Source organism: Kitasatospora sp. NPDC048540, assembly GCF_040651175.1.
Classification (GTDB): domain Bacteria; phylum Actinomycetota; class Actinomycetes; order Streptomycetales; family Streptomycetaceae; genus Kitasatospora.
Map to the genome: position 1 here is coordinate 45837 of NZ_JBEZIR010000018.1, position 26413 is coordinate 72249.

The 26413-nt window shown below is 75.8% G+C and carries 26 protein-coding genes; 13 read left to right on the forward strand and 13 right to left on the reverse strand.

Features of this window, described 5'->3' with window-relative positions; translation table 11 throughout:
- Positions 1-3 precede the first annotated feature (3 nt).
- Entirely contained in the window at positions 4-567 is a 564-nt protein-coding gene (locus AB0D08_RS10300; RefSeq protein ID WP_359887628.1) for an AAA family ATPase, read from the reverse strand.
- Between the two features lie 444 nt (positions 568-1011).
- On the opposite strand from AB0D08_RS10300, the gene AB0D08_RS10305 reads away from it, so the two are divergent.
- The 7 genes from AB0D08_RS10305 to AB0D08_RS10335 all read left to right on the forward strand — a co-directional run bounded on the left by AB0D08_RS10305 (position 1012) and on the right by AB0D08_RS10335 (position 11324).
- The gene (locus tag AB0D08_RS10305; protein ID WP_359887575.1) at positions 1012-1890 is read left to right on the forward strand and encodes a hypothetical protein; all 879 of its coding nucleotides are present in this window, start codon (positions 1012-1014) and stop codon (positions 1888-1890) included.
- Positions 1887-2720, forward strand: coding sequence for an alpha-L-glutamate ligase (locus AB0D08_RS10310; protein ID WP_359887578.1), 834 nt, complete (start codon positions 1887-1889; stop codon positions 2718-2720). The genes AB0D08_RS10305 and AB0D08_RS10310 overlap by 4 nt, the downstream gene beginning before the upstream one ends.
- A gap of 125 nt (positions 2721-2845) precedes the next feature.
- Positions 2846-3892 (forward strand): DUF2278 family protein, encoded by a 1047-nt coding sequence (locus AB0D08_RS10315; protein WP_359887580.1) that lies wholly within the window; start codon positions 2846-2848, stop codon positions 3890-3892.
- A 158-nt stretch (positions 3893-4050) separates the two neighbouring features.
- On the forward strand, positions 4051-6006 hold the full coding sequence (locus AB0D08_RS10320; protein WP_359887582.1) for a cellulase family glycosylhydrolase: 1956 nt from the start codon (positions 4051-4053) through the stop codon (positions 6004-6006).
- Positions 6007-6281: 275 nt separating this feature from the next.
- On the forward strand, positions 6282-7775 hold the full coding sequence (locus tag AB0D08_RS10325) for a glutamate synthase subunit beta (RefSeq protein WP_359887584.1): 1494 nt from the start codon (positions 6282-6284) through the stop codon (positions 7773-7775).
- 222 nt (positions 7776-7997) lie between these two features.
- Positions 7998-9926 (forward strand): FUSC family protein, encoded by a 1929-nt coding sequence (locus tag AB0D08_RS10330; protein ID WP_359887586.1) that lies wholly within the window; start codon positions 7998-8000, stop codon positions 9924-9926.
- Positions 9927-10133: 207 nt separating this feature from the next.
- Complete coding sequence (locus AB0D08_RS10335) at positions 10134-11324, forward strand: MFS transporter (protein ID WP_359887588.1); 1191 nt, start codon at positions 10134-10136, stop codon at positions 11322-11324.
- An 89-nt stretch (positions 11325-11413) separates the two neighbouring features.
- Here the strand turns inward: AB0D08_RS10335 and AB0D08_RS10340 are convergent, their stop codons facing one another.
- From AB0D08_RS10340 to AB0D08_RS10350, 3 genes are all read right to left on the reverse strand, one after another.
- A complete protein-coding gene (locus AB0D08_RS10340) occupies positions 11414-11848 on the reverse strand; it encodes a CBS domain-containing protein (RefSeq protein ID WP_033820525.1) in 435 nt (144 codons plus the stop codon).
- Between the two features lie 134 nt (positions 11849-11982).
- Entirely contained in the window at positions 11983-12291 is a 309-nt protein-coding gene (locus AB0D08_RS10345; RefSeq protein ID WP_199520328.1) for an AzlD domain-containing protein, read from the reverse strand.
- Positions 12291-13028, reverse strand: coding sequence for an AzlC family ABC transporter permease (locus AB0D08_RS10350; RefSeq protein ID WP_063794363.1), 738 nt, complete (start codon positions 13026-13028; stop codon positions 12291-12293). Before AB0D08_RS10350 ends, AB0D08_RS10345 begins: the two co-directional genes overlap by 1 nt.
- Before the next feature lie 64 nt (positions 13029-13092).
- Between AB0D08_RS10350 and AB0D08_RS10355 the strand changes: the two genes are divergently transcribed.
- Positions 13093-13674 (forward strand): XRE family transcriptional regulator, encoded by a 582-nt coding sequence (locus AB0D08_RS10355; RefSeq protein ID WP_051812443.1) that lies wholly within the window; start codon positions 13093-13095, stop codon positions 13672-13674.
- Between the two features lie 77 nt (positions 13675-13751).
- On the opposite strand, the gene AB0D08_RS10360 is transcribed toward AB0D08_RS10355, so the two are convergent.
- From AB0D08_RS10360 to AB0D08_RS10370, 3 genes are all read right to left on the reverse strand, one after another.
- On the reverse strand, positions 13752-14024 hold the full coding sequence (locus AB0D08_RS10360; RefSeq protein WP_359887592.1) for a ferredoxin: 273 nt from the start codon (positions 14022-14024) through the stop codon (positions 13752-13754).
- The gene (locus AB0D08_RS10365; RefSeq protein WP_359887595.1) at positions 14021-15223 is read right to left on the reverse strand and encodes a cytochrome P450; all 1203 of its coding nucleotides are present in this window, start codon (positions 15221-15223) and stop codon (positions 14021-14023) included. The genes AB0D08_RS10360 and AB0D08_RS10365 overlap by 4 nt, the downstream gene beginning before the upstream one ends.
- Before the next feature lie 152 nt (positions 15224-15375).
- Positions 15376-16803, reverse strand: a complete 1428-nt coding sequence (locus tag AB0D08_RS10370) for a DUF2252 domain-containing protein (protein WP_233289031.1) — start codon at positions 16801-16803, stop codon at positions 15376-15378.
- A gap of 142 nt (positions 16804-16945) precedes the next feature.
- Here AB0D08_RS10370 and AB0D08_RS10375 point away from each other — a divergent pair, with 142 nt between their 5' ends.
- Entirely contained in the window at positions 16946-17347 is a 402-nt protein-coding gene (locus tag AB0D08_RS10375) for a PPOX class F420-dependent oxidoreductase (protein WP_033820529.1), read from the forward strand.
- Positions 17348-17370: 23 nt separating this feature from the next.
- Here the strand turns inward: AB0D08_RS10375 and AB0D08_RS10380 are convergent, their stop codons facing one another.
- Both AB0D08_RS10380 and AB0D08_RS10385 read right to left on the reverse strand, forming a co-directional pair.
- Complete coding sequence (locus tag AB0D08_RS10380) at positions 17371-18621, reverse strand: VWA domain-containing protein (protein ID WP_359887599.1); 1251 nt, start codon at positions 18619-18621, stop codon at positions 17371-17373.
- A gap of 104 nt (positions 18622-18725) precedes the next feature.
- Positions 18726-20366 carry a M4 family metallopeptidase gene (locus tag AB0D08_RS10385; protein ID WP_359887602.1) on the reverse strand — a complete coding sequence of 547 codons (1641 nt, stop codon included), beginning with the start codon at positions 20364-20366 and terminating at the stop codon, positions 18726-18728.
- A 369-nt stretch (positions 20367-20735) separates the two neighbouring features.
- Here AB0D08_RS10385 and AB0D08_RS10390 point away from each other — a divergent pair, with 369 nt between their 5' ends.
- Complete coding sequence (locus AB0D08_RS10390; protein ID WP_051813791.1) at positions 20736-21374, forward strand: hypothetical protein; 639 nt, start codon at positions 20736-20738, stop codon at positions 21372-21374.
- Between the two features lie 70 nt (positions 21375-21444).
- Here the strand turns inward: AB0D08_RS10390 and AB0D08_RS10395 are convergent, their stop codons facing one another.
- Positions 21445-21765, reverse strand: coding sequence for a GYD domain-containing protein (locus AB0D08_RS10395; protein ID WP_033823565.1), 321 nt, complete (start codon positions 21763-21765; stop codon positions 21445-21447).
- 497 nt (positions 21766-22262) lie between these two features.
- On the opposite strand from AB0D08_RS10395, the gene AB0D08_RS10400 reads away from it, so the two are divergent.
- Positions 22263-23177, forward strand: a complete 915-nt coding sequence (locus AB0D08_RS10400) for an ABC transporter substrate-binding protein (RefSeq protein WP_033823564.1) — start codon at positions 22263-22265, stop codon at positions 23175-23177.
- Here AB0D08_RS10400 and AB0D08_RS10405 read toward each other — a convergent pair.
- Positions 23161-24147: an AraC family transcriptional regulator gene (locus AB0D08_RS10405; RefSeq protein ID WP_359887605.1), complete on the reverse strand. Its 987-nt coding sequence runs from the start codon at positions 24145-24147 to the stop codon at positions 23161-23163. The two genes, AB0D08_RS10400 and AB0D08_RS10405, sit on opposite strands and share 17 nt — an antisense overlap.
- Before the next feature lie 21 nt (positions 24148-24168).
- Between AB0D08_RS10405 and AB0D08_RS10410 the strand changes: the two genes are divergently transcribed.
- The gene (locus AB0D08_RS10410; protein ID WP_359887607.1) at positions 24169-24954 is read left to right on the forward strand and encodes an SDR family NAD(P)-dependent oxidoreductase; all 786 of its coding nucleotides are present in this window, start codon (positions 24169-24171) and stop codon (positions 24952-24954) included.
- Between the two features lie 275 nt (positions 24955-25229).
- On the opposite strand, the gene AB0D08_RS10415 is transcribed toward AB0D08_RS10410, so the two are convergent.
- The gene (locus AB0D08_RS10415) at positions 25230-25400 is read right to left on the reverse strand and encodes a hypothetical protein (protein WP_158515586.1); all 171 of its coding nucleotides are present in this window, start codon (positions 25398-25400) and stop codon (positions 25230-25232) included.
- Between the two features lie 137 nt (positions 25401-25537).
- Between AB0D08_RS10415 and AB0D08_RS10420 the strand changes: the two genes are divergently transcribed.
- Positions 25538-25915, forward strand: coding sequence for a tetratricopeptide repeat protein (locus AB0D08_RS10420; protein ID WP_255369532.1), 378 nt, complete (start codon positions 25538-25540; stop codon positions 25913-25915).
- Between the two features lie 18 nt (positions 25916-25933).
- On the opposite strand, the gene AB0D08_RS10425 is transcribed toward AB0D08_RS10420, so the two are convergent.
- Entirely contained in the window at positions 25934-26377 is a 444-nt protein-coding gene (locus AB0D08_RS10425; protein WP_033823562.1) for a YchJ family metal-binding protein, read from the reverse strand.
- Between the last annotated feature and the right edge of the window lie 36 nt (positions 26378-26413).

The following is a 26413-nucleotide window of genomic DNA, read 5'->3' on the forward strand; positions in this document are numbered from 1 at the left end:
GGCTCAGCCCGCGAAGTCGATGTCCTGGAGGTCCAGCGCCCCGGCCCGGTCCAGTACCACCGCTGAGGCGCAGCCGGCCGGCGGCCCGCCCGCCCCGGCCAGCCGCTCCCGCAGCCGGCCGGTGGCGTGGCGGTGCCGGGCGAAGGCGTACGCCGACACCCCGCGGCCGCGCTCGCGCTGACCGGCGGCCGCCTCGGCGGGGCTGGCGTCCAGCAGCACCAGGTGCAGCCGGCGGCCCTGCCGGGCGGCGCTGCGGGCCAGCCAGCCGCGGACCCACGGCAGCGTCCCGCAGTCGTGCACCAGCAGCGGGCCGCCGGCGCGCAGCGCCCGGCGCAGCCGCAGGTAGTGGCTGACCCGCACCAGCGGCCGGTACAGCGCGTACGGCACCGCCCGGGGCAGCCGCGCCCGGTACCGCTCGCGGACGTGCTGGGAGTCGATCACCGGGCCGCGCGCGCAGCGCCGCAGCAGGGTGCTCTTGCCGCTGCCGGGCAGGCCGGAGACCACCACCAGGTCGTCCGGCGGGTAGTGCAGGGCCACCGGCACCGGCCCCTCGCGCAGGTCGTGCAGCCCGCGCGGGCGCAGCGCCCCACGCGGACCGGGCCGGCCGCCGGTGCGGCCGGGCGCCGGAGCGGGCCTGACGGATTCGCGCACCGCCCCTCCTTCGGTACCCGGGTCCCCTCCCCGCGGGAAAGGCTTTCCCAAGAGAGGGTAATGGCCGGGGACCGCGGCGTTGCGGCCCGTGACAGGGCTGTGGCCTGCGCCGACGGTTTCCGGACGGTTCCGTGACCGGCCGCGGCGGCCGCCGCGCCGCCTTCGTGCACGCAGCACCCCCGCTCCCGAGCCCGCGGCGCGGGGGCGCGGCCGGAGCCGCCGCGCGCGCCGGAGCCGCCGCGCTGTGACCCGGCTGTGGCCGTTCCGGGACGTACCGGGCGATCTTGCCGGGCCGATCCGTGGCATCCTGAGGCGCTACACCGGAGCCGCGGAATCGCGGGGGGACAGGAGTTGTACGGGATGAGGTTCTGCTTCCTGGTCGAGGAGCACTACCGGAACGACGGCATGCCGCTCGACGTGGTGCGCCGGCTGACCGAGTGGGGCCACCGGGTCGACGTCCTGCGGCCGGGCGGCTCGCTGCTCGACCTCGGCGCCCTGGTGCGGTCCGGACAGCACGACGCCTGGGTGCTCAAGACGGTCTCCGGCGGCCCCGGGCTCGGCCTGCTGGAGGCCGCCGCCGGGCTCGGCCTGACCACCGTCAACGACGCCCGCGCGATCCGACCGGTCCGGGACAAGGCCCAGGCCGCCGTGATCGCCGCCCACCACGGCCTGCCCGTGCCGCAGACCTGGGCGGCGGCCGACCCCGCCGAGTTCGCGCTGGTACCGCAGCAGCACTACCCGCTGGTGGTCAAGCCCGCCGACGGCAGCTCCGGGCGCGCCGTCCACCTGGTCGAACGCCCCGACCAACTGCCCGCACTCGCCGCCGACCTGGCGGGGGAGGGGCTGCTGATCGCGCAGCCGTACATCGCCAACCCCGGCCTCGACCTCAAGGTCTACTGCGCCGGCGGCGAGCTGTTCGCCACCGAACGGACCTCCCCGCTGCACCCGCACCACCCGCACCGGGAACGGCCGGTGGCGCTCAGCGCCGAGGTCGCCGCGGTGGCCGCGCAGGTCGGCGAGGTGTTCGGCCTCGACCTGTACGGCGTCGATGTGCTGCTCGGCCCCGACGGACCGGTGGTGGTCGACGTCAACGACTTCCCGAGCTTCCGGCAGGTGCCCGACGCCGTCGACACCGTGGCCGGCGCGGTGGTCCGGCTGGCCCGCAGCGGCTCCGCCTGGCCCTCCGTCCCCGGCGCCCGGCTGGTGCCCTCCTCCGCCGCGCTCGGCGGCGGCCGGTGAGGATCGGCCTGATCACCCCGGCCCCCGACCACCCGCTGCTCACCGCCACCACCGCCCTGCTGCACGCGGCCGGCCACACGGTGGAGGTGACGGCGCCCGACGCGGACCGCCCCGCCGACCCGGCCGACGTCTACCTGCTCAAGGCCCGCACCCCCGCCGCACTGGCCCTCGCGGCGGCCCTGGAACAGCTCGGCGTGCCCGTCCTCAACTCCTCGGCCGCCACCGCCTTCTGCCAGGACCGGCTGGCGATGGCCGACCAGGCCGGGCGGGCCGGACTGCCGTTCGCGCCGACCCGCACCGCCACCCTCGCCGTCCTCGCCGCCGACTGGCCGGCCCACGGCGGGCCGCTGGTGGTCAAGAGCCGCCACAGCCGCCGCGGCGACCTGGTCGCCCGGGTCACCACCGGCGCCGAGGCCGCCCGGCTGGCCGCCCGGTGGCCGCAGGAGCCGGTGGTGGTCCAGGACCTGGCACCCGGCGACGGCTGGGACCACAAGCTCTGGGTGGTCGACGGCGAGCCCTTCGCCGAGCTGCGCCGCTCCGAGCTGGCGGACGGCGGCCCGCTGCCGCACCGCCGGGTGGAGCGGCTGCCCGCCGGGTACGCCGACCTGGCACTGGCGGTCGGCCGGACCTTCGGGCTCGACGTCTACGGCGTGGACGTGCTGGACGTGGCGGGCGGACCGCTGATCGTCGACGTCAACGCCTTCCCCGGCATCCGCGGGCAGCGGGGCGCCCCGGCGGCGCTGGCCGCGCTGGCCACCGAGGTCGCGGCCGGGCGCCGGCACCCGGCGCCCGGGCCGCGGGTCCCGGCGGGGCGTCAACCGGGGGCGTGAACCGGGGCGCAGAAGGTTCACCCGAACGTTGAGCCTCGGCAAGGTGCCGGGCGCGCCCAGCGGGGAAGGGCTCCTGACGACCCGCCGGGCGCAGCGCCCGGACGCCCCCGGACCGAGGACGACAGATGCCCCTGCAGCACTACGGTGTCCTGGCAGCCACCCTTGTCGCGAGACGCCGCGAAGGCGCCACCGACACCCCCCACTACCAGCTGCACCTGCGCGACGCCGGGGGCACCGACTACCGGGCCGCCGTCAACGTGCTCTCCGACCAGGCCCCGTCCGAGCTGCTCTTCGTGGTCGACGAGGACTTCCGGCACCCGCTCCTGGCGCAGCTCCCGGCGCCCGCGTCCGGCTGGCGCGAGCTGTCCGCGCAGGACGGCGGCGGGGGCCTGGACTTCGTCCGCGGTGGCCTGTTCGACCGCGCCGCGCTGCGGGTCCTGCCGCCGGAGCTGCCCGGCGACGACAACGACCTCGCCGACCTGCTCGACCGCCACGTGCTGCGGGCGCTCGCCGACACCGCCGCCACGGTGTACGTCTTCGGGCAGCGCTGGCCCACCGAGGCGCACCTGCCGGACAAGGTCTTCGGCTTCCTGCCGGGCAACGGCGTGCACGACATCCACATGAACCAGGGCAACGACCCGGGCCACCGCCGGGACGACGGCGTCCGCCAGGACGGCGCGCTGCTGCTGCACATCCCGGCCGAGTCGCGCTGGGTCGCGGTCTTCCTCGCCTTCCAGTCCCAGTCCTGGCACACCGACGACACCACCGGCCACGCCCTGCCGGGCGTCCCCGACCCGCGCCCCGGCGACCCCGGACCGGCCGACCCCGGACCGGGCGCGCCCGGGCAGGCGCTGCGGATCCTGGCCGCGCTGGTCAACCCGGCGGGCCCGGACGGCCGGGCGGAGACGGTCACCGTGGTCAACGACTCCCCGGCCGCCGTCGACCTGGCGCACTGGCAGCTCGCCGACGCCCAGCACCGCCGGGTCGGCCTGCCGGCCCAGCGGCTCGAACCGGGTGCCACCCTCACCGTCCCCACCGGTGACGGCCTGCAGCTCGGCAACAAGGGCGGCCGGATCACCCTGCTCGACCCGGCCGGACACACCGTCCACGACGTCACCTACACCGCCCAGCAGGCCGCCCGGGAGGGCGCCGCGATCACCTTCCGGAGCTGATGCCGGCCCTGACCCCGGGTCGGTGGAGCGCGGCTTGCTGACGTTACGTCAACACCCTAGGCGCGGCGGGCCGGCGTGTGGATAATCGTCGCGTTACCTGCGGGTAGCCGAACGGAGATCATCACATTCCATCGTCACCCACCATCCCGGGGTCGGCCATGCTGAAACTCCTCACCCGTACGCTCGCCGTCCTCGCGGCGCTTGCCACCCTGATCGCCCTCCCCGGCGGCGCCGTGGGTGCCGCCGGGCCGGTGGGCGGGGCGGCGGCCGCCGACCGGTCGGTGCCGCTCACCGGTGCCGCCCTGGCGGCCTCCTGGACCGGCCCGCTCAGCACCAGCGGCCGGTACGTCGTCGACGCGACGGGCAGCCGCTTCAAGCTCCGCTCCGGCAACTGGGAGGGTGCCCAAGGCAGTTGGACCGGCAGCGGGGACATCGCCGACCCGGCCTCGCACGAGCACGGCGAGCCGTCGAACAGCATGCCGCTCGGCCTGGACCGCGCGCCGGTCGCCCGGATCCTCGCCGACTTCCACGCCCTGGGGATCAACAGCATCCGGCTGCCGTTCTCCAACGCCCTGATCCACGACACCACGCCGGTGCCCGACACCGCCGTCGCCGCCAACCCGCAGCTGCGCGGCAAGACCCCGCTGCAGGTCTTCGACGCGGTCGTCGCGGCACTCACCGCGGACGGCTTCGCGGTCATCCTCAACGACCACACCACCACCGCCCGCTGGTGCTGCGGCCTGGACGGCAACGAACGCTGGAACAGCGGCCAGTCCACCGAACAGTGGATCGCCGACTGGGTGTTCATGGCCGAGCGCTACCGCGCCGACAAGCGGGTGGTCGGCGCCGACCTGCGCAACGAGGTCCGCCGCGACACCTGGGACGACCCCAACTGGGGCTGGGGCGACGCCCACGACGAGTACGCCGCCTTCGAAGCCGCCGGAAACCGGATCCTGCAGACCGACCCCGATCTGCTGATCGTGATGGAGGGCATCAACTGGCAGGGCATCCCGCTCGACGGCCTGCCGCACGGCCGGCCGATGCTCACCCCGGTGCAGAACCTCTCCAACACCCTGATCCGCTCCGACAAGCTGGTCTACGCGGCGCACTTCTACGCCTACACCGGCCCCAACCACAGCGGTGCCACCGGCCTCGGCGAGACCCACGACCCGCGCTACCAGGACCTCACCCCCGCCCAGCTCGCCCAGGTGGTCGACCAGGAGGCCCTGTTCGTCACCCGCACCGGGCAGCACTTCACCGCACCCGTGTGGATCAGCGAGTTCGGCGCGGGCGGGCGCGGCTCCACCGACCCCAAGGAACAGGCCTGGTTCCACACCTTCACCGACATCCTGCTGGCCGCCGACGCCGACTTCGCGATCTGGCCGCTGGTCGGCTGGACCCGCGACGGCGCACCGCTGGACAGCTGGGCGCTGCTCTCGTACGACCCGAACGGCGCCAGGCTCGGCATCGACGATCCCGGGGACTGGCGGGCCGCCGACTGGCACCGGCTGGTCGGCACCCCCGGCCGCAGCGGGCCGGTGGCGCCCACCCCGCGCTGGAACATGCTCGACCTCGACCACGCCGACCAGGACACCTCGGCCCGGATGCTGGCCCTCCCCGACTGGGACCGCGGCGCCCGCAAGGGCAGCTGCCCCGACACCCAGCGGCTGACCGGCCTCGGCCGCAGCGACGGCCGCGGCCTGTGCACCGACGCCGGCGGCCCCGCCCGCACCGGCTCGGCGTACCAGGTGGTCTCCGACGAGCGGTACGTGACCGGCGGTGACTGGGCGCCCGGCTACAACAAGCTGCAGTGCCCCGACGGCACCTTCGCCACCGGGTACAGCGTGCGCGGCAGCGCGATGGGCTCGCTGCTGTGCGCCACCGCCGCGTCCGCACTGCCCACCGGCGGCCGGCTCGTCTGGTTCGACCACGGAGACAACCGGCCCGCCACCGGCGGCTCCACCGGCAGCGACTGGGCACCCGGCTACTACAAGGGGCAGTGCGCCGACGACGAGTACCTGGCCGGCGTCGCCTATACCTGGCGCTGGGTCCACGGCGGCGTCCCGGACGTGCTGCTCTGCCGCCCGCTCGCGGCCGGCGCCCGCAGCCGCTGACCGCGCCGTCACCGGCCCGTCACCGGCCCCGCCGACCGGCAGCCGCCGGCCCCGCGCGGGGCCGGCGGCCGAGCCCTCGAAGAGCCACCCGAACGGACGTATGGTGGCTGGACACGCCGCGTACGACCCGACCGTCTGCCCGGCGCAGCTTGGGACCGGCCTGACGCGCCCCTCATCCCGTCCGGCCACAGCGCGGACCACGTCCGGCCGGGGCGCAGCCCCCGCCCGGGCGAGGGCGCAGGACACGGGATCAGCGCGGACGACGGAGGCGGCCGATGGCCGATCCGAAGGCATTCCTCACCACCCCGCGCACTCTGCGCGAACGCCGCGCACCGCGGGAGCGGGTCCAGGACTGGGCCGAGGTGAACGCCGAACGGGGACTGCTGCCGATCGTCGGCGGCCAGGCCGACCGCTGCATGGACTGCGGCATCCCGTTCTGCCACCGGGCCTGCCCGCTCGGCAACCTCATCCCGGACTGGAACGTCCTGGTGTCGCACGCCGACTGGGAGAGCGCCGCCAACCGCCTGCACGCCACCAACAACTTCCCCGAGTTCACCGGCCGGCTCTGCCCCGCCCCCTGCGAGAGCGCCTGCGTGCTCGCCGTCGCCGGCGGCGACGCGGTCACCATCAAGAACGTCGAGGCCGCCATCGCCGACCAGGCCTGGGCCCTCGGCCTGGCCGCCCCACGCCCGCCCGAGTACCTCTCCGGGCGCACCGTCGCCGTGATCGGCTCCGGCCCGGCCGGCCTGGCCGCCGCCCAGCAGCTCACCCGGGCCGGCCACCAGACCACCGTCTACGAGCGGGCCGACCGGCTCGGCGGACTGCTGCGCTACGGCATCCCCTCCTTCCGGCTGGAGAAGCACCACCTGGACCGGCGGATCGACCAGCTGCGCGCCGAGGGCACCCTGTTCCGCACCGGCGTCGAGATCGGCACCGACCTGACCGCCGCCGACCTGCGGGCCCGCCACGACGCGGTGGTGGTCGCGGTCGGTGCGACCGCCTGGCGCGAGCTGCCGGTCCCGGGCCGGGAGCTGGCGGGCGTCCACCAGGCCATGGAGTACCTGCCGCTGGCCAACCGGGTGGTCGAGGGCGACCTCGCCGACTCACCGCTGTCCGCGGCCGGCCGGCAGGTGGTGATCGTCGGCGGCGGCGACACTGCCGCCGACTGCCTCGGCACGGCACTGCGCCAGCACGCCGCCCGGGTCACCCAGCTCGACATCAACCCGCAGCCCGGCGACGCCCGCTCCGCCGCCCAGCCCTGGCCGGTCCACCCCAAGGTCCACCGGCTGACCGCCTCGCACGAGGAGGCGGTGGCCCTGTCCGGCGACCCGCGCATCTACTCCGCCGTCACCGTCAGCTTCGAGAGCGACCGGCTCGGCCGGGTCCGCGCCCTGCGGCTGGCCGAGGCCGAACCGGCCGACCGCCGCCCCCGCCCCGGCACCGGCCGGACCCTCCCGGCCGAGCTGGTGCTGCTCGCCCTGGGCTTCCGCGGCCCGCAGCCCGACAGCCCGCTGATCGGCCAGCTCGGCCTCACCCTCGACGCGGACGGCCGGCTGGCCAGGGACCGCGGCTACGCCGCCGGGCCGGACGGGGTCTTCGTGGCAGGCGACGCGGGCCGAGGCCAGTCGCTGATCGTCTGGGCCATCGCCGAGGGCCGCTCGGTCGCCGCCGCCGTTGACCGCTACCTCACCGGCTCCACCGCCCTCCCGGACCCGGTGGCCGCCACCGACCGCCCGATCGCCGCCACCGACACCCTGCCCGACCGCTGACGCCCGCGGCGCCGGGAGCGGGTGCCGTGCGGGCCGTGCCCGGGGTGCGTGGCCCTGGTGGGTGACCCGCCCCCTGGCGGGCCCGCGCGGCCGCTGACGGCCGCCGCGGAGCGGTCCCGCGCGGACCAGTCCGGGCCGTCATGCGCGCGTAACCGGCTCGCATCAGCGGCGACAACCGGCCCAGTTAGGCTCGAGCGGCAGCACCCGGACGCGAGGAGGACCGTGCCCCGAGCAGAGCGCCGCCGCACACCCGACTGGCTGGCCCACCCGCTGCGCTGGCAGCGCGGCCCCGTCCCGTGGAGCGCGATGGCCCGCGGCGCCCTCGGCATGGGACCGCTGCTCGGTGCCGGACTGGCCGCCGGCCGTCCCGAGGTGGGACTGCTCGCCGGACTCGGTGCGCTCTTCGCCGGGATCAACGACCGGTCCGGTACCCGACGGGTGGCCGCCGTCCAGGCCGGCGTACCCGCCCTCGGCGGCGCGCTCGGCCTGCTGCTCGGCTTCGCGACCGGCTGGTGGGCGCTGCCGCTGCTGCTGACGGTCGGACTGCTCTGTGGCGCCGCCAGCGTCGCCGGTCCGGTCTGCTCGGCGGCCGCCCTGCAACTGCTGGTCCTCACCGCGGTCGGCAGCGGCATGTCGATCGCGCTGCCCGGCTGGACCAGAGCGGCCTGGTTCCTCGCGGGAGCCGGCTGGCTGATGCTGCTGCGCCTGCTCTCCACCGTGCGCCCCGGGCGCCCGGCGGCCGGCGAACGCCTCGCGGTGGCCGCCGTCTTCGACGCCCTCGCCGACGCGCTGGACGCAGTCGGCACCCCCGCCGCCGAACCCGCCCGCCGCCGCCTGACGGCCGCCCTCGACCGGGCCGACCAGGCCCTGCGGCTGCGCCGCGTGCTCCCGCTGCCGGCCCGGGCCGCCACCCGTACCGAGGTGGCCACGCTGGCCGCCCGGCTGGCCGCCGCGGCCGCCCTGTGCGAGGCGAGCGTCGCCCTGCTCTGGGAAGGCGAGCGGCTGCCGGAGCGGATCCCCACCGGCCCCCGCCGCCTGGCCGCCGCCGTCCGCGCGGGCAGGAACCCCGGTGTCCTGCCCGCCCCGAACTCCGACACCCCGGCCCGGACCGCCTTCGACCGGGCCGTGCTGCAGGCCGGTCTGGTCTTCGCCGGCACACCCGCTCCCGACCGCCCGACCCCGCGCCGGGGACCGCGCGGCATCCACCCGGCGAGCCCGGCAGGCCGCGAGTACGGCGCCCGGGTGGCCGTCTGCGTCACCGCCAGTACGGCCGCCGCCCTGCTGCTCCACACCGAGCACTGGTTCTGGCTGCCGGCCACCGCCGCGTTCCTGGTCAAACCCGACTTCGGGCCGCTGTTCTCGCGGGTCGTCAACCGCTTCGCCGGCACCGCGCTCGGGGTGGTGCTGTTCGCCGCGCTGACCGCCGCCAGCGACCGGCCCTGGCTGCCCGTGGCGACCGTCGCCGTGGCCGGAGCCCTGCTGCCGCTCGCCGCCCGGCACTTCGCCCTGCAGACCGCCGCGGTGACCGTCACCGTCCTGGCCTTCGTCTCCGCCGCCGGTGACCGCCAGGCCGCCGTCTCCCGGCTCGCCGACACGGCACTGGCCTGCGCCATCGTCCTGCTCGCCGGCCATCTGCCGAGGCTCACCGACACCCGGGCCCGGGTCGGCCACCGCTCGGCGCAGGCCCTGCGCCGCACCCGCAGCTACCTCGACCACGTCCTGACCGACGCCCCCGGTCCGCAGACCCGCACCGAGCTGCGCCGCTCCGCCTACCACGCGCTCGCGGAGGCCAGGACCGCGGCCGAGGGCGCCGCCGCGGAGCTCACCGCCGGGCCCGCTCTCGACTGGCTGAAGGTCACCGAGGGCGCCGAGCGGATCGCCGACGCCGCCACGGCCTGCGCCGTCCGGATCGAACACGGCTCCCCGCGGCCGGCCGGCCCGGCGGCCCGTCAGGTCACCGCGGCCCTCGACGCGATGGCCGACGCCCTGGAGAATGGCGCCCGGCACCCCACCTCCGCCCCCGACGCCGCCGCCCCCGACGCCGCAGCCCCCGGAGCCCACGGCCCGGCCCTCACCGGACCGGACTGCCGCACCCTGGACGACATCCTCACCGAGCTCCACCGCATCCGGACCCTCGCCACCGCGGCCTGACCACCACCCCCGCCCCCGGACGGACGCCCTCCCCACGCCCTCCCCACTCGCTCCGTTCACCGACCGCCCGTCGCCCGCCGGGTAGACTGCCCGGCGGCGTCGCACCGGCCGACCACCCCTCAGACCGGCCGTACGCCCTCACCGGTGGTCACCGACGATCGCCCGTCACCTCGCACCGCCCACCGGGCGACCACTCGGAGCCCCCTCATGCCTCTGGCGCTCGTCGCCCTCGCCATCACCGCCTTCGCCATCGGCACCACCGAGTTCGCGGCCATGGGCCTGCTGCCCCAGGTCGCCGACGACCTGCGGGTGAGCATTCCGCAGGCCGGCTGGCTGATCTCGCTGTACGCGGTCGGGGTGGTGATCGGGGCGCCGCTGCTCACCGCGGCCTGCGCCCGGCTGCCCCGCAAGGCCGTACTGACCGGGCTGGCCGGGCTGTTCACGGTCGGGAACCTGCTCTGCGCCCTCGCGCCGAACTTCCCGCTGCTGGCCGCCGCCCGGCTGGTCACCGGCCTGCCGCACGGCGCGTTCTTCGGCGCCGGCGCGGTCGCCGCCGCCGAGCTGGCCGCGCCGCACCTGCGCGCCCGCGCCGTCTCGGTGATGTTCTCCGGCCTCACCGTCGCCAACATCCTCGGCGTCCCGGCCGCCACCCTGCTAGGCCAGCACCTGGGCTGGCGGGCCGCGATGCTGGTGGTCGTCGCGATCGGTGCGCTCGGGGTCGCGGCCACCGCCCGGCTGGTCCCGCAGCTGCCCGCCCACCCGCAGGCCGGGCTGCGCACCGAACTGTCGACCTTCCGCAGCGGCCAGCTGTGGGCGGCCCTGGCCACGGTGGTGTTCGGCTGCGCCGGGCTGTTCGCCTGCTACACCTACATCACGCCGACCCTCACCGAGGTGGCCTGCTTCGGCGAGGGCTCGGTGACCCTGGTGCTCGCACTGTTCGGCGTCGGCATGACCCTGGGCAACGCCGTCGGCGGGTACGCGGCGGACCGGGCGCTGCGGCCGAGCATCTGCGCGGCCTTCCTGCTGATGGCCGCCTCGCTCGCGCTGTTCGCCGTCACCTCGCACGCCCGCTGGTCGGCGGCGGTGACGGTGGTGCTGATCGGGATGTTCGGCTTCGCGACCGTGCCCACGGTGCAGACCCTGGTGCTGCTCAAGGCCCGCCGGGCGCCGACGCTGGCCTCCGCCACCGTCCAGGGCGCCTTCAACCTGGCCAACGCGCAGGGCGCCTACCTCGGCGGGGTCGCGCTCGGCGCCGGCCTCGGCTGGACCTCGCCCACCCTGGTCGGCGCCGCCCTGGCCGCGCTCGGCTGCGTCATCGCCCTGGTCTCCTGGGCCGCGGACCGCCGCAGCCCGCGGCCGGCCGGGCCGGTCCCCGCCCCGGTTCCGGCCCGGGTCTGAGGCCGGGCGCCCGACGCACGCGGACGGCGTGGGAGCGGGGCTCCCACGCCGTCCGGTACCGCCGGTGACGTGCGGTCAGCGGGCCACGGTCAGTGGCTCAGGTAGATGCTGTCCATGAACTCGATGATCTGCCGGTCGGTCAGCAGGTTGCCGTCACGGTGACCGCTGGCCAGGTCGGACTCGCTGATCATGCCGATCAGCTTGCCGTCGTCGATCACCGGGATCCGGCGGATCTGGTGCTGCTCCATCTTCTTCAGCACGGCCTCGATGTCGTCCTCGGCCCGTACGCAGTGCAGGTGCCCGGCCAGGTCCATGGCCTTCATCATCATCGGGTCCTTGCCCTCGGCGAGACATCGGACCACGATGTCGCGGTCGGTGATGATGCCTTTGAGCATCTTGTCCGGGCCGCAGATGGGCAGGGCGCCGACGCCCATGTCGCGCATCATCTTGGCCGCGTCCATGAGGGTCTGGTCGGCGTCGATGCACTGGGCGCCGCGGTGCATGATGTCACGGGCTGTGATCACGGGAGGTCCTCTCCTCGGGTCGCACCGGAGTGCGGAGGGTCATGATGCGATCACCATATGTGCCCGTCCGGGTGATCGCTCGGGCTGGCCGCAGCGGCCCCTCCCGAGGCGGTCGACGCCGGCGGCGCTGCCGGTCAGGCGACCCCGGACAGCCGCAGCAGTGCGGTGGTCGCCGCGGCGGCGACCACCACCACGGGGAACGGCAGCCGGCGGACCGCCAGCACCGCCCCGACGGCGACCCCGGCCGGCCGGGCCCAGCCCGCGAAGCCGTGGCCCGCGGTGAGCGCGGCCGTGGCCAGCAGGGCGACCAGCAGCACGGGTGCGGCCAGGCCCAGCAGGTCCCGCAGGTGCTCGGGCAGCCGCAGCCGGTGGTGGAAGGCGGGCCCGGCCAGCCGCAGCGCGTAGGTGCAGGCGGCGAGGGCGAGGACGGCGTACAGGAGCATCAGTGCGCCTCCTTGACGGGGTGGGCCGCGGGGGTGAGGTCCGCGGCGGGGGTGGCCGCGTCGCGGGTGGCGGCGCGGACGGCCGCCGGGAGCAGGCCGACCAGCGCCAGCAGGACTGGCACCCCGGCGGGCAGGAACGGTGTGGCGGCCAGCGCCGCGGCGGCGCCCAGCAGCGCGGCGTCCCGGGTGCGGCGGTCGCCGAGTGCGGGCAGCAGCAGGGCGAGCAGGACGGTGGGGAAGGCGGCGTCCAGGCCGAGCGCGGCGGTGTCGCCGATCGCCCCGCCGGCCAGCGCGCCGAGCACCACGGACAGGTTCCAGCAGGCGAACAGGGCCAGGCCGCAGAGCCAGAACGCGGCCCGGCGGCGCCGGGGGTCCCGGTGGCGCAGGGCGAAGGCGGCGGACTCATCGGTCAGCAGCTGGGCACCGAGCAGCCTGCGCCACCGGCTGCCCTGCAGGACGTCGCCGACGGCGAAGCCGAGCGGCAGCAGGCGGGTGTTGAGCACCAGGCCGGTGACGACGGCGGCGAGCGGCCCGCCGCCGGCCAGCAGGACACCGACCGCGGCGAACTGGGCGCCGCCGGCGAAGACCAGGACCGACATCGCGACCGGTACCCACGCGGGCAGGCCGCCGGAGACGCTGATCGCGCCGAAGGAGGCGCCGACCACGGCGTCGGCGAGGCAGACGAGGGCGATGTCGTGGAGAGTGCCACGGTCGAGCGTTCGCCATGATGAACTCATGTCCACTACAGTGAACGCCCGCCGGGCGTTCGTCAAGCCGAACAAGTGGACTTCTGGAGCGAACATGGAGACTGCCCCGCCGGACGGGACCGAGCCGCGCCTCGACCTGATCGCGCTGATCGCGGCCGCGATCCGCCGCGAGCGCGGCCGGGCCGGCCTGTCCCTCACCGAACTGGCCAAGCGGGCCGGCATCGCCAAGTCCACGCTCTCCCAGCTGGAGTCCGGCGCCGGGAACCCGAGCGTGGAGACCCTGTGGGCACTCGGCGTCGCACTCGGCGTCCCGTTCAGCCGGCTGGTCGACCCGCCGCGTCCGGCCGTCCGGGTGATCCGGGTCGGCGAAGGGCCGGTCACCTACTCCGAGCGGGCCGACTACGCCGCCACCCTGCTGGCCTCCTGCCCGCCGAACGCCCGACGCGACCTCTACCGGATCGAGGCCCAGCCGGGCGGCTCCCGGGTCTCCGACCCGCACATGCCCGGCACCGTCGAGCACCTGGTGGTCGGCACCGGCCGGGCGCTGGTCGGACCCGTTCAGGAGCCGGTCGAACTCGGTCCGGGCGACTACATCGCCTACCCGGGCGACGCGGTGCACGTCTTCGAGGCCCTCGAGCCCGGCACCACCGCGCTGATCGTGATGGAACACGTCTGACCGGCGGCCCGCCGCGCCCCGGGGGTGCGGCGGGCCGCCCGACGGCCGGTACGCCCGACGGCCGGTGTGCCGGATGCTCAGTACGCCGGGGCGACCTGCTCCCCGGTGGCCGGGCGCAGCACCGCGATCGCCTCCACCGGGCACATCTCGGCGGCCTCGGCCAGCTCCTCGGAGAGCGCGGTCGACGGCCGCCGGGGCAGCGCCCGCCCGTCGGTGCCGAGGGTGAGGTCGTCCGGGGCGGTGGCGGCGCACAGCCCGGTGCCGACGCACCGGTGCCGGTCGACCGTGACCACCAGGTCCCCGCCCCGCGGGTCCCCGCCCGGGCCGCCGACGCCGTCCGCCGTGCTCACCAGGCGACCTCCAGGGTCTGCGGGCTGCGGGTCAGCAGGCCCTGGCGCCAGTCGATGGCGTCGGCCGGCGCGGTCAGCCGCAGTCCGGGCAGCCGGCGGGCCAGCGAGTGCAGGGCGAGCTCCAGCTCCATCCTGGCCAGCCAGGCACCCAGGCAGTGGTGCGGGCCGGCGCCGAAGGTCAGGCTCGGCGTCCCGACCGGGGCGAACAGGTCGACGGGTCCCGCCGGGTAGACGTCCGGGTCGTGGTTGGCCGCGGCCGAGTCGGCCGCCACCACCGCGCCGGCCGGGATGGTCACCCCGCCGATCTCCACCTCCGCCAGCGTGCGGCGCAGCATCCCGGGGAAGGTGGTGGAGTCGCCGAGTGGGATGGTCCGCAGCAGCTGTTCGGTCGCGGCGGTGGCGGCCTGCGGGTCGGCGCCGATCCGCGCCCAGGCCGCCCGGTCCTCGCCGAGCAGGTAGACCAGTGCGTTGCCGAGCGTGGTCATGGTGGTCTCGTGCCCGGCCACCACCAGCCCGCAGACCAGCGAGGTCAGCTGCTCCTCGGTCACCCCGCCGGTCTGGTCGGCGGCCTGCACCAGGCTGGAGACCAGGTCGTCCCCGGGCTCCTTGCGGCGGGCGGTGATCAGCTGGAAGCCGAAGTGCCCGAACTCCCGCATCGCGGTGCCGATCTGCTCGGCGGTGTACGCCGTGGCGGACAGGGCGTGGTCGCTCCAGCGGCCGAGCCGCTCGGGGTCGAGGCCGTCCAGGTCCATCAGCCGGCTGATCACGGCGACCGGCAGCGGCCGGCTGTACGAGCCGATGATCTCGGCGGGGGAGCCGGCGTCCTCCAGCCGGTCGATCAGCTCCTCGACCACCGAGGCGACCCAGGGCCGCCAGCGGGCGATGGCGCGCGGGGTGAAGGCCCGCTGGACGGTCCGGCGTACCCGCTGGTGCTCGGGGCCGTCGCTGTTCAGCATCGAGTCCGGGTCGTCGAGGATGTTCGGGATCAGGGTGATCGGCGGCGCGTCCGGCGCGTACAGCGGCGCGCGGCCGATCCGCGGGTCGGTGAGCACCTGGCGGACGTCGGCGTGCCGGGTGCACACCCACACCGGGGTACCGGTGGGCAGGACGGCCAACCGGGGCGGACCCGGTTCGGCGTGGCGCAGGCAGTGCAGCGGAACGAGCGGCGCGTCGGGTACCGGGCGTTGCTCGGTGGTCATCCGTCCTCCTGGCGGTCGGCCGTGCCGGGCTGCGGGGGCAGCCCGCGTCTCGACCGTACGGGCGCCGGGCCCGGGCGGACAGCACGAGAACCGGCCATCGGGAGGCCGTACTGGCGCGAACCACGGCCTCCCGACGCAGGATTGACCACCCGTCAGACGTCGAACTCGGCCCGCAGCCGGCCCGCCCGGATCGCCGCCACCAGCTCCGCGTGGTCGGCCTCGCTCTGGTCGGCGTAGGCGACCGCGAAGGCGGCCACCGCCCGGTCCAGCTCGTCGCCCTTGCCCGTGTACCCGGCGATGACCGCGGCCTCGGCGGTGTGCGCGTGCGCCCGGGCCAGCAGCGCGCCGGTCAGCCGGCCGTAGTCGTCCAGCAGCGCCGGCTGCAGCGCGGCCGGGTCGACACTGCCCTTGCGGTTGCGGAACTGCCGTACCTGGTACGGCAGTCCGTCGACCGTGGCCCAGCCCATCAGGACGTCGCTGACCACCTGCATCCGCTTTTGTCCGAGCACCACCCGCCGGCCCTCGTGCCCGGCCGGGCCGGCCACCGCGAACCCGGCCCGGGCCAGCGGCGCCAGCAGCACCGAGGCCCTGGCCTCCTTGACCTGCAGCACCAGCGGCTCCTCGCGCCGGTCGGTCAGCAGCACCACGTACGAGCGGGTCCCGACACTGCCGGTGCCCACGATCCGGAACGCCACGTCCTGCACGCTGTAGCGGGCCAGCAGCGGGTGCAGCTCCTCCGGCACGGTCGCCAGGTAGCCGTCCAGCGCGCCCGCGACCGAGGCCGCCTGCGCCCGGCTCACCTCGCTGAGCACCGGCGGCGCGGCGGTGAACCGCCACCGACCGTCCTCACCGCGGACGGTGGACTTCGCGGCGAACCGCGCGCTGGTGTTGCGCAGCGCCTTCGCGGACACCCCGTCCAGCACCTCGCGCAGCTCGTGCGCGTCGGTGAAGGTCACCAACTGCTCGTCGGGAACGGCGTTCCAGGCGTCCACCGCGGGCATCTTGGCCAGCCGCCGCATGGTCCTGCGGTACGAGGAGGCCGCGTCGGCGGCGGCCTGCCGGCACACCTGCTCGCTCGCGCCGGCCTGCCGCCCTGCCAGCACCAGGCTGGCCGCCAGCCGCTTGAGGTCCCACTCCCAGGGGCCGGGCGCGGTCTCGTCGAAGTCGTTGATGTCCATCACCAGATGGCCCCGGGCATCCCCGTACACGCCGAAGTTGGCCGCGTGCGCGTCGCCGCACAGCTGGGCCACCACCCCGGACGCCGGGGTGGCCGCCAGGTCGTGCGCCATCAGCCCGGCGGAACCGCGCAAGAACGCGAACGGCGAGGCCGCCATCCGGCCGATCCTTATCGGCACCAGCTCGGACAGCCGGCCCGCGTTGGCCTGCTCCACCGCCGCCACCACGCTCGGCCGGTCCGCCGGCAGCCGCAACGCGGCGTGCGACTCCCGCGGCGCCTTGTCCCGCAGCGCCCGTCCGCGCTCCTTGGCGCTGCCCTGCGGCGGCCACTGCGCGAACCCGGCCCCGTGGCCCTGCTCCGCACCCGCGGCCGACGGCCCGCCGCCCGTTCTGTCCTGATCCATCCCCACCACCGGACTCCGTTCCGCTTCCATGCCCTGAGCTGACGTTCCCGCAGGCCCGCCGGTTCCTGCAGCGACGAACCGTACCGTCCGCCCGGCCCCCGCTCGCACGGGGCCCGCCCGCGGGTGTGGCAGCATGCCACGTATGGCTCACGACATCGGCGCCCTCGGCGAGGACTACCTCGCCTTCTGGCGCGAACGGCTGCTGTGCACCCTGACCACGCTGCGCCCCGACGGCACGCCGCACGTGGTCCCGGTCGGCGCCACCTTCGACCCGGCCACCGGGATCGCGCGGGTGATCACCAACCGGACCAGCCGCAAGGCCGCCCACGTGCGGGCGGCGGGCGAGGCCGGCCTGCGGGTGGCGCTGTGCCAGGTGGACTGGGCGCGCTGGGCCACCCTGGAGGGGGTCGCGGTGGTGTCCGCCGATCCGGACGCGGTGGCGGAGGGCGTACGGCGCTACGCCGAGCGGTACCGGGAGCCCCGGGTCAACCCGGACCGCGTGGTGATCGAGATCACCGTGGACCGGGCGCTGGGCCGCGTCTGACCCCCCTCCGTCCGGGGGCGGCGTCAGCGCACGATGCCGGCCGCGCGGGCGGCGCGGAGCCACTCCGGGAACTCCTGCACCAACCGGTCGAACACCTGCGGGCCGGAGCGTGACCCGGGCCGTTGGCCCGCACCGAAGTGGCCCGCGTTGTCGACGACCCGCCCGCCGAGCGTGTCCAGGCTGCGCAGGAAGCGCAGCTGCCGGCTGTGGCCGAAGCCGACGAACTGCCAGAAGATCGGCAACGAGCTGGCGCCGCGCAGCACTTCACGGGTCTGCCGCCGGTCGAACGGCTCGCCGTCGGTCTGGAAGATGACGAAGGCGGGGTCGCTCGCGCCGCTGTGCAGGTAGTGCTCGATCACCGCCCGCATCGCGGGGGCGAAGCGGGTCCCGCCCCACGCCAGCCGCTCGTGCAGCAGGCCGATCCGCCCCTGGTAGTCGTCGAGCGAGAGGTCGGCGATCAGCAGGACGTCGTCGGCGAAGAACACCACGGGTACGGTGCCGTCGTCGTCCAGGTTGGCGGACAGGCCGAGCGCCTGTTCGGCGAGGTGCTGCATGCTGCCGTTGTCGTAGTACCACCCCATGCTCGCGGAGTGGTCCAGCACCAGGTACACGGCTGCCCGCAGTGGCCCGAGCCCAGCTTTGGCGAGCGAGACGCCGGCCTCCTTGTACAGGCCGACCAGGCCGGGTGCGGTCCGCTCGACCTTCTCCAGGCTGATCGCCGGCATGGTCGTCGGCGTGGTCGCCGGGGCGGCCGGCGGAGTGGCGGCCACCGGGTTGGTGGCCGCCGGGACGGCCGCCGGGGCGGGGGAGTCGTCGACCTCGATGCCGAAGGCGTCCGCCAGGCCCCGCGGCCCCGAGCTCCAGCCCTGGCCGACGGCCCGGACCTTCCAGCCGTCGCCGCGCCGGTACAGCTCGACCAGGGCGACACAGGTCTCCCCGTCGGTCAGCGCGGGCAGCGGGAACTCCACCCGGCTCGCGCCGCTCTCCACCAGCGCGGCGAGCCCCGCACCCGGGGCGAAGCCGGCCACCGCGACCACCACCCGGACCACGGCGGCCGGCAGCAGCGAGAGCTCCGCGGTGACGACCTGGCCGGCCACCGCCACGCCGTCCTGGGCCGGGTGGTGGTGGAAGACCAGGTCGTGGTCGCCGCGGACCCGGCCCTCGGCGCCCAGCAGGACCACGAACACGTCCGGGTCCCGCCCGGCGGTGACGGTCACCCGGCAGTGGGCGGCGGGCAGCGGGGCGTTGGCGCCCTTGGCGAGCACGACGGTCATCCGGCACCTCCAGGGAGGGGACTGCCCAGGCACAGCATTGTCCTCACTCCGCGGGGCCCGCCGGGTGCGATGGCCGGATCAACCTCCGGACGGGCCGCCGTCGTTCAGTTGACCGCCACCGCGGACCAGGCACCCGCGACGGCCGTGTACTCGGCGCTGCCCGCGCCGTACAGGTCGGTGGCCGCCTTGAGGGTGGCGGTCCGGGCGCCCGCATAGGTGGTGGTGGAGGTCATGTAGGTGGTCAGCGCCCGGTACCAGATCTTGCCGAGCTTGTCCCGGCCGATGCCGGTGACGCCGGCACCGTTGCAGGTCGGGCTGTTGTAGCTGACGCCGCCGATGACCTTCGCGCCGCTGCCCTCGGCCAGCAGGTAGGCGAAGTGGTTCGCCACGCCCGAGGAGTAGTGCACGTCCAGCCCGCCGACGCTCGAACTCCAGCAGTCCGCGGACTTGGTGTCCTTGGACGGCTGGTCCATGAATCGCAGCGCGGGCTTGCCGAAGCCGGGCTTCACGATCTCCTCGCCGATCAGGTAGTCGCCCGGGTCGGCGGGGTTGGCCGCGTACCACTCGACCAGGGTGCCCATGATGTCGGAGGTGGCCTCGTTGAGCCCGCCGGACTCCCCGGAGTAGTTGAGCTTGGCGGTCCGCGAGGTGACGCCGTGCGACATCTCGTGCCCGGCCACGTCCAGCGCCACCAGCGGGCCGAACACCGATCCGTCGCCGTCGCCGTACGTCATGCAGAAGCAACTGTCCTGCCAGAAGGCGTTGTTGTAGTTGCTGCCGTAGTGCACCCGGTTGTACGAGCCCTTGCCGTCACCGCCGATCCCGGTGCGGCCGTGCACGTTCTTGTAGTAGTCCCAGGTGGTGTTGGTGCCGTACTGGGCGTCCACCGCCGCGCTGGCCCGGTCGGCGGTGGTGCCGGTGCCCCAGTGGTTGTCGGCGTCGGTGAACAGGGTGGCCGGGGCGCGCACGATGCAGATCGAACCGATGCACAGGTCGGTCTTGTTGGCCGCGTCGCCGGTGTAGGTGTTGCCCCGGGTGGGGTCCTTGAGCTGGTAGGCGCCGCCGGACTGGGTGGTCTCCAGCGGCACCGTGCCGCCGTAGAGGGAGGCGCCGTCGCCGGCCGCGGTCTCCAGGCCGTCCCAGTCGGCGATCTGCCGGCCGGTGGTGGCGTCGGTGAGGACCGTACGGGCGACCGGGTTGCCGAGGTAGTCCTGCCCCGCGGCGGTGGTCTGCCAGGCGAGCCTGGGCGTGCCGTGTCCGGCGTCGACGACCAACTGCGGTGCGGCTCCCGGCTGGAGGGTGGTGGTCCGGCCGTCGGCCGCCAGCAGCGCCTGGCCGGCCTGCGCGGCGGCGGCGTCGGCGCCGACCGCCGGGGTGGTGGTCCGCACCGCGAGCGGCGCGGTGGTGGCCCGGTCGGCGCCCCGGTAGGCGCCGCTCGGTGCGAGGTGGACGACCAGGTCGCCGCCGAGCACCGGCAGGCCCGCGAAGGTGCGGTCGTAGCGGACGTGCTGGCTGCCGTCCGGGTCGATCAGGACGTCCCGGACGCTGTGCGACTGCCGCTCCGCGACGCCGAGTTCGGCCGCGTGGGCGGTCAGGGCCGCCTCCGCGCGGGCGACGGCGGTGGCCGGGTCCGGCCGCGCGCCCGGCCCGTCGGCGGGCGCGGCCTGGGCGGTGGCGGCGAGCAGGGTGCCCGCTGCGAGGGCGACGGCGGTGGCGAGGGCGGTGGTGCGGATCCTGGTGCGCATCGGGCTCCTCGGGTGCGTGGGGGAGTCCGGGTGCGGGAGCGGATGGGCGCTCCGGCCCCGGAGGGCGTGGCGCTGGACCTGGGGCGCGCGGCGCCGGAACGGCTCCGGCGGGCGGCGACCGAACGCTTGACGAGGTGTTGGACAGAGTTTTTACATGTCCAGGACAGGATTCGTCCAGGGTGCGTCCAGCTTTCGCCCCGCCCGCCGGTCACCACCCAGCCCGACATGCCAGGATGACGCCGTACCGAACGATCAACGGCTGCCGCGCACCACCGACGCCGCCACCGTCGGCTCCGTCGCCCTGACCGACCACCGACCCGGCCCCGAATCAGGGTGCGCCCCCGCGCGGCACCGGTGTTGGATGGGCGGATGACCGACGACGCCCCCGAAGGCCGGCACGCCCCCCAAGGCCGGCACGCCCTCGACCGCCTGCACGCCGCCGTCCGACGCACCCGGGAACTCACCGCCGGCCGGGCCGCCACCGGCCTCACTCACGATGACGCCGACGACACCGCCGGGACCTTCGCCACCGACGGCGCCCTCGGCTTCGACCCGTTCCCGCTGCTCACCGCGGTGCACCGGGCCGGTGCCCGGGCCGTGGTGATCGGCCAGGTGGCCGGCATCCTGCACGGCTCGACCGAACTGACCGGCGACCTCGACCTGCTCTGGGACGGCAGCCCCGCCCAGGCGCCCGCCCTCGCCGCCGCGTTCGCCGCGGTCGGCGCCCGGCTGACCGGCGAGGACGGCACACCGCTCGAACCCGGCCCGGCCGCCTTCGCCGAACGGAAACTCGACTTCGCCGCCCCCACCGCCGGCGGCGACTGCTGCACCCCCGCGCTCCCCTGGGGCGGCCTGCCGGTGGAGGAGTTCCTGGCCCGCGCGGTGACCGCCACCGCCCCCGACGGCACCGAGGTCCACTACCTGCGCCGGGAGGACCTGATCCGGATGCGCCGGGCGATCGGCCGCCCCAAGGACCTGCGCCGCGCGGCGGAGCTGGAGGCGCTCTGACGGGACGCCGGCGCCCGGACCGTCAGGTGCCCGATCCGCCGGACGTCCCGGCCGTCAGATGCCCGGACCGTCAGGCGCCCGGCGCCCGGAAGTCGACGGTCAGCCGGGCGGCGGCGTCGATCTGCTCCGGGGTGAGCAGCTGCACCACGCTGGACTGCAGCGCGCCGCTCGCCCGGACCGTCATCGAGATGGCCGCCATCGACTCCTCGTCCGGCAGCTCGATCACGCAGTACAGGTCCTCCTCGCCGAAGGCGAAGGCCAGCCACTCCAGCGTGCCGCCGCACGAGGCGACCACCCTGCGGACCGCCTCCACCCGGCCGGTACCGCCGTCGGAGAGCAGCCCCTCGGCGCCCTGAGCGGTGTAGCCGGCCCGGACCAGGTACTTCGGCATCTCGGTCTCCCATCCTGCGAAGCGCCGCGGGCGCGGCGACCTTTCCACGATCCTGCACCGCGCACCGCACCGCACACCGCAAGCCCCCGAACGGCGCAGACCGGCGCAGACCGGCGGGTCGGCCGGCGCCGGCGGACCGCGGCGCGCGCCGGTCCGTGGCATCCCACCCACCGCCCGGCCGCGGGCGCCCGGCGGCTTGTGGGTACCGACAGTTCCCGCCACCGGTCGCCATCACCCACAGTGGGGCCCGACGGACCGCCGGCCGAGCGACTTGCCCCGGTTCCGGACGGTTCGCCCACCCCGCCGGTGGGCCCGCCCGGACCCGGTGCGAGGATCAGGGCTCCGTCCCCGCCGATGACGGACCTCCGCCGACCGGCCGACTGCCCATCCCCGCAGCGGCCCCCCGGGCAGCGGACGAGGCCCGCGCTGCCCATCCCAGCAGCCCCGGCGGCGAGACCACCCCCACCTCCTTCCCTCCCTCAGGAAGCGGCACCACCATGCTCGACGTCTCCCGTACCCCGTCACGACTGCTCGCCGCCGTCGGCGCCGGCGGCCTGCTGCTGACCGGCTGCGCCTCCGCCGACACCGGCCCCGACACCAGCCCGAACGGCCTGCGCGCCCGGCTGCCCGAACAGCTCAGGAAGGCCGGGGTCCTGCGGATCGCCTCCGACCTCAACTACGCACCCGTCGACTTCAAGGGCACCGACGCAAGCCCCGCCGGACTCGACCCCGAACTCGCCACCGCCCTCGGCAAGTACCTCGGCCTGCGGGTCCAGTTCGTCGACATGCCGTTCGACAAGGTGATCCCCGCGGTCCAGGCCAGGGAGGCCGACCTGGCGATGTCGGCCGTCATCGACACCCGCCAGCGGCAGAACGGCACCGACGAGTACGGCCGCCAGACCAACCCCGGCGTCGACTTCATCGACTACTTCATGACCGGCACCTCGATCCTGGTGAAGGCCGGCAACCCGCTGAACATCGTCAACCTCGACAGCCTGTGCGGACGCACCGTCGCCGTCCAGCGCGGCACCATCCAGGACGAACTCGCCCAGCGCCAGACCGCAGCCTGCGCCAAACTCGCCAAGCCGCTGCAGATCCACGCCCTCGACACCGACGACAAGGCGCTCGCCGAGGTCGCCGCCGGAACCGCCGCCGCCGACCTCAACGACTACCCGGTCGCCGAGTACAACACCAAGTCCCCCGACCGCGGCGGCAAGTTCCAGCTGGCCGGCGGCTACCTCCAGCCAGGCCCGTACGGCATCACGCTCAACAAGGAGAGCACCGGGCTGCAGTACGCCCTCTCCAAGGCTCTGGACCAGCTGATCCGCAACGGCGAGTACGACAAGCTGCTCGCCAAGTGGAACGTCCAGTCGGGCGCCGTCACCAGCGCCGTCGTCAACGGCGGCCTGTAGCGGCCCACCCGGACGGCGCCCCGGCACGCCGCGCGGCAGTACCACCGGCCACCCGGGGCGCCGCCTCCCCGCCGCCCGCCCGGAAACCGGACGGCGAGCAGCCGTACTCCCGGCAGAACCGGCGCGTCAGATGGGCATGGTCGGCGAACCCGGCCGCCGCCGCGACCTCGGCCAGCGGAAGGGCGGTACGGGCGATCAGCTGCGCCGCCACCGCCAGCCGCACCGAGACCAGCTCGACCTGGAACGCCGTACCCTCGGCGGCCAGTTCGCGCTGCAGGGTACGCGGCGAGCACCCCAGCCGCTCGGCCGCCCGGGCCAGCCGCCACGGCCCGGCCGGGTCCCGGGCGATCCATCCGCGGACCGCCGCCAGCGCCGGCAGCGGCGTACGGGCCGGCCCGCCGTCCCAGGAGAGCCGCCAGCCGCCCGGCCGGACCGGCGACCGCCCCCAGGCCGCCGACGGCGGCAGCAGTGAGCCGTCGGCGGCCACCAGCCGCAGCTGCGGCGCCCGGCCGACCAGCGCCGCCGTGCCCGCGGCGTAGAGCGCGCCGACGAACAGCGAGTCCGCTGCCTGCGGAGGGCGGCCGAGGCGCTCCTGGTGCCGGAACGTCAGCCCGCCCTCGCCGTCGGCCACCACCCGGGTCCGGTGCCCGACGTGGAACCACGGCTCCACCAGGGCCGACCAGCCCGCCAGGCGACGTACGTCGGAGGTGGCCGGAAGCGCGGCCAGCGGGGCCGGCGGGTCGGCCAGCAGCAGGTCCGCCGCCTCGGTCAGCGCAGCCGGGCCGAACCCGTACAGCTTCGCCACCTGCCGGGCGTGCAACCGCTCCGGCACCGGCACGCCACGCTCCAGCAGAGCGGCCGTCGTGGCACAGAACGCGCCGCGCCCACCGCGGCGCTCCAGCACCCGCAGCACGGCCTCGGCCATCGCGGGGTGGACGCTGCGGGCCTGGTCGGCGGGGTCTCTCGGCATGACGCGATGGTAGGGCGCGAGATGGCGCGATCGTACAAGCCGACCGGCGCCCGGCCCACCAGCATGGTCGCCGTGAAACTCCACGCACAGCGCACCCTGATCACCGGCGGCACCAGCGGAGTCGGCCGGGCCCTCGCCACCGCCCTGACGGCACACGGCGCCAAGGTCGCCGTCTGCGGCCGCCGCGCCGACCCCGCCCGCACCGACGTGATCGAACTGCGGGCGGACCTCGCCCGTCCCGGCGAGGCGGCCCGGGTGGTCGAGCAGGCCGCCGCCCGGCTCGGCGGGCTCGACCTGGTCATCGCCAACGCGGGCGTCCAGTACCCGAGCCCGCTCACCGGCGGTCCGCGGCCCGAACTACTGGCCCGGGTCCGCGAGGAGATCGAGGTCAACCTCGCCTCGGTGGCCGAACTGGCCGCCGCCTGCTGGCCGCACCTGGCCGCCGGAGAGCGGACGGCCTTCGTGGCGATCGGCTCCGGCCTCGGCTACGCGCCCAAACGCAGCGCACCGGTCTACTGCGCCACCAAGGCCGGCCTGCGGATCCTGGTCGAGGCACTGCGCCACCAGGCCGCCGCCGCCACCCCGGGGGTCCAGGTGCAGGAGGTGGTGCTGCCCTTGGTCGACACCGCGATGACCGCCGGCCGCGAGGGCCCGGCCCGCAAGCTCACCCCCGAACAGGCCGCCGACGCGATCCTGGCGGGCATCCGGCGCGGCCGCCCGGTCGTCCCGGTCGGCGCCACCCGCCCGCTGCTCGCCCTGCTCCGGGTCGCCCCGGGCCTCGGCCGCCGCATCCTGCGCAACGGCTGAGCCCGACCCGCGCCGGGCGCAGCACCGCGGCCACCGCGGCCCCGTCACGGCGGCGATCCGGCAGCACCCGGACCCGGCGGGACCGCGCCCGGTGCCGCGTCGGACGGCCTTCGGTCCGTCGACGTCGACGGCGATGTCCAAGGCCGCCCGATGCGGTGCTACGGCCCGTCCGGTGGATCTCGTCCGATCTCGTCGGACCAGCGTGCGGCGTCGGGCGCCCGTCCGGGCGTGCGCCCGGCCGGGGGCGCCTCCAGGAAAGATCCCTCTGGCAGAACCTAGTTGAGGCCCTTGTTCCAGCTCGACACGTGGGTGTTGCCCGGGACCGGCGGGGTCTCGCCGTCCGGGCCCGCGAGGGCGATCAGCAGCGCGGCGGAGACCGCCCGGACGGCCCGGGCCGCGGGACGGCCGGCCGGCGACGGGACGGCGGCGGGGGTCACGGGGTGCATGGCGAGGTCCTCTCCGCAGGCGGCCGGGAGCGGGGAACCGGCCGGGCGGATGCGCTCCGGCTGCTCGGCGCGGACGGCGGACGCATTGTCACCCCGCACGATTCGAGGGCGGCGACCCGCGGCTGCTGGCGCAGGCGCTGAACAACCTGGCCAACGCCTGGGCCAGGTCCGGCGAACCGGCCACCGCCCTGCCGTACGTCGAGGAGTCGATGAGCCTGCTCACCGGCCGCAGCTCCGACCCCTACCTGGTGGTCTCCACCAAGACCTACGCGCAGATCCTGCACCGGCTCGGCCGCTACGACGAGGCGATCGACCGGATCTACCAGCTCCGCGCCCTCGGACGCGAACAGGGCAGCGCCCACGTCGAGTTCGACTTCGCCGAGTTCTTGGGGACGGTGCTGGACCAGCGCGGGCAGCGCGAGCCGGCCATCGCGCACTGGCGCCGGGCGCTGGAACTCGCGACCGAGCAGGGCCGCCCGGCCGAACGGCTGCGGGCCCGGCTGGCGGCGGACTGAACCGCCGCCGGGCCCGGCTCAGTCCTCCGGCAGCGCGTCCAGGTACACCCAGCGGCCCTCGTGCCGCCGGAACCGGCTGTTCTCCTCCATCGCGCCCGCCCGGCCGCCGTCGGTGAAGTGCGCCCGGAACGCCACCGTGCCCTCGCCGTGGAACGCCCCGCCGTCGGTGCTCCCGAGGACCTCCAGCCGCACCCACCTCATCCCCGGGTCGAAGTCGACGGCCGGCGGCCGGGTCAGCGGGTCCCAGCTGCGCAGCAGGTACGCCTCGTCGCGGACCGCGAAGGCGCTGAACCGCGAGCGCATCAGCTGCTCCGCCGTCACCGCCTCGGCCCGGCCCGCGTGCAGCCGCCCGCAGCACTCTCCGTACGGCGCCGGAAGCCCGCACGGGCACGGCGAGGAATCGGTCACGGGCCCCCGGGCGGGACGGGCGGACTGCGGGCGCTTGGCGGGGCGTCGACTCATGCGCACCATTGTCGCGGACGCGGCGGCCCTCCTGCC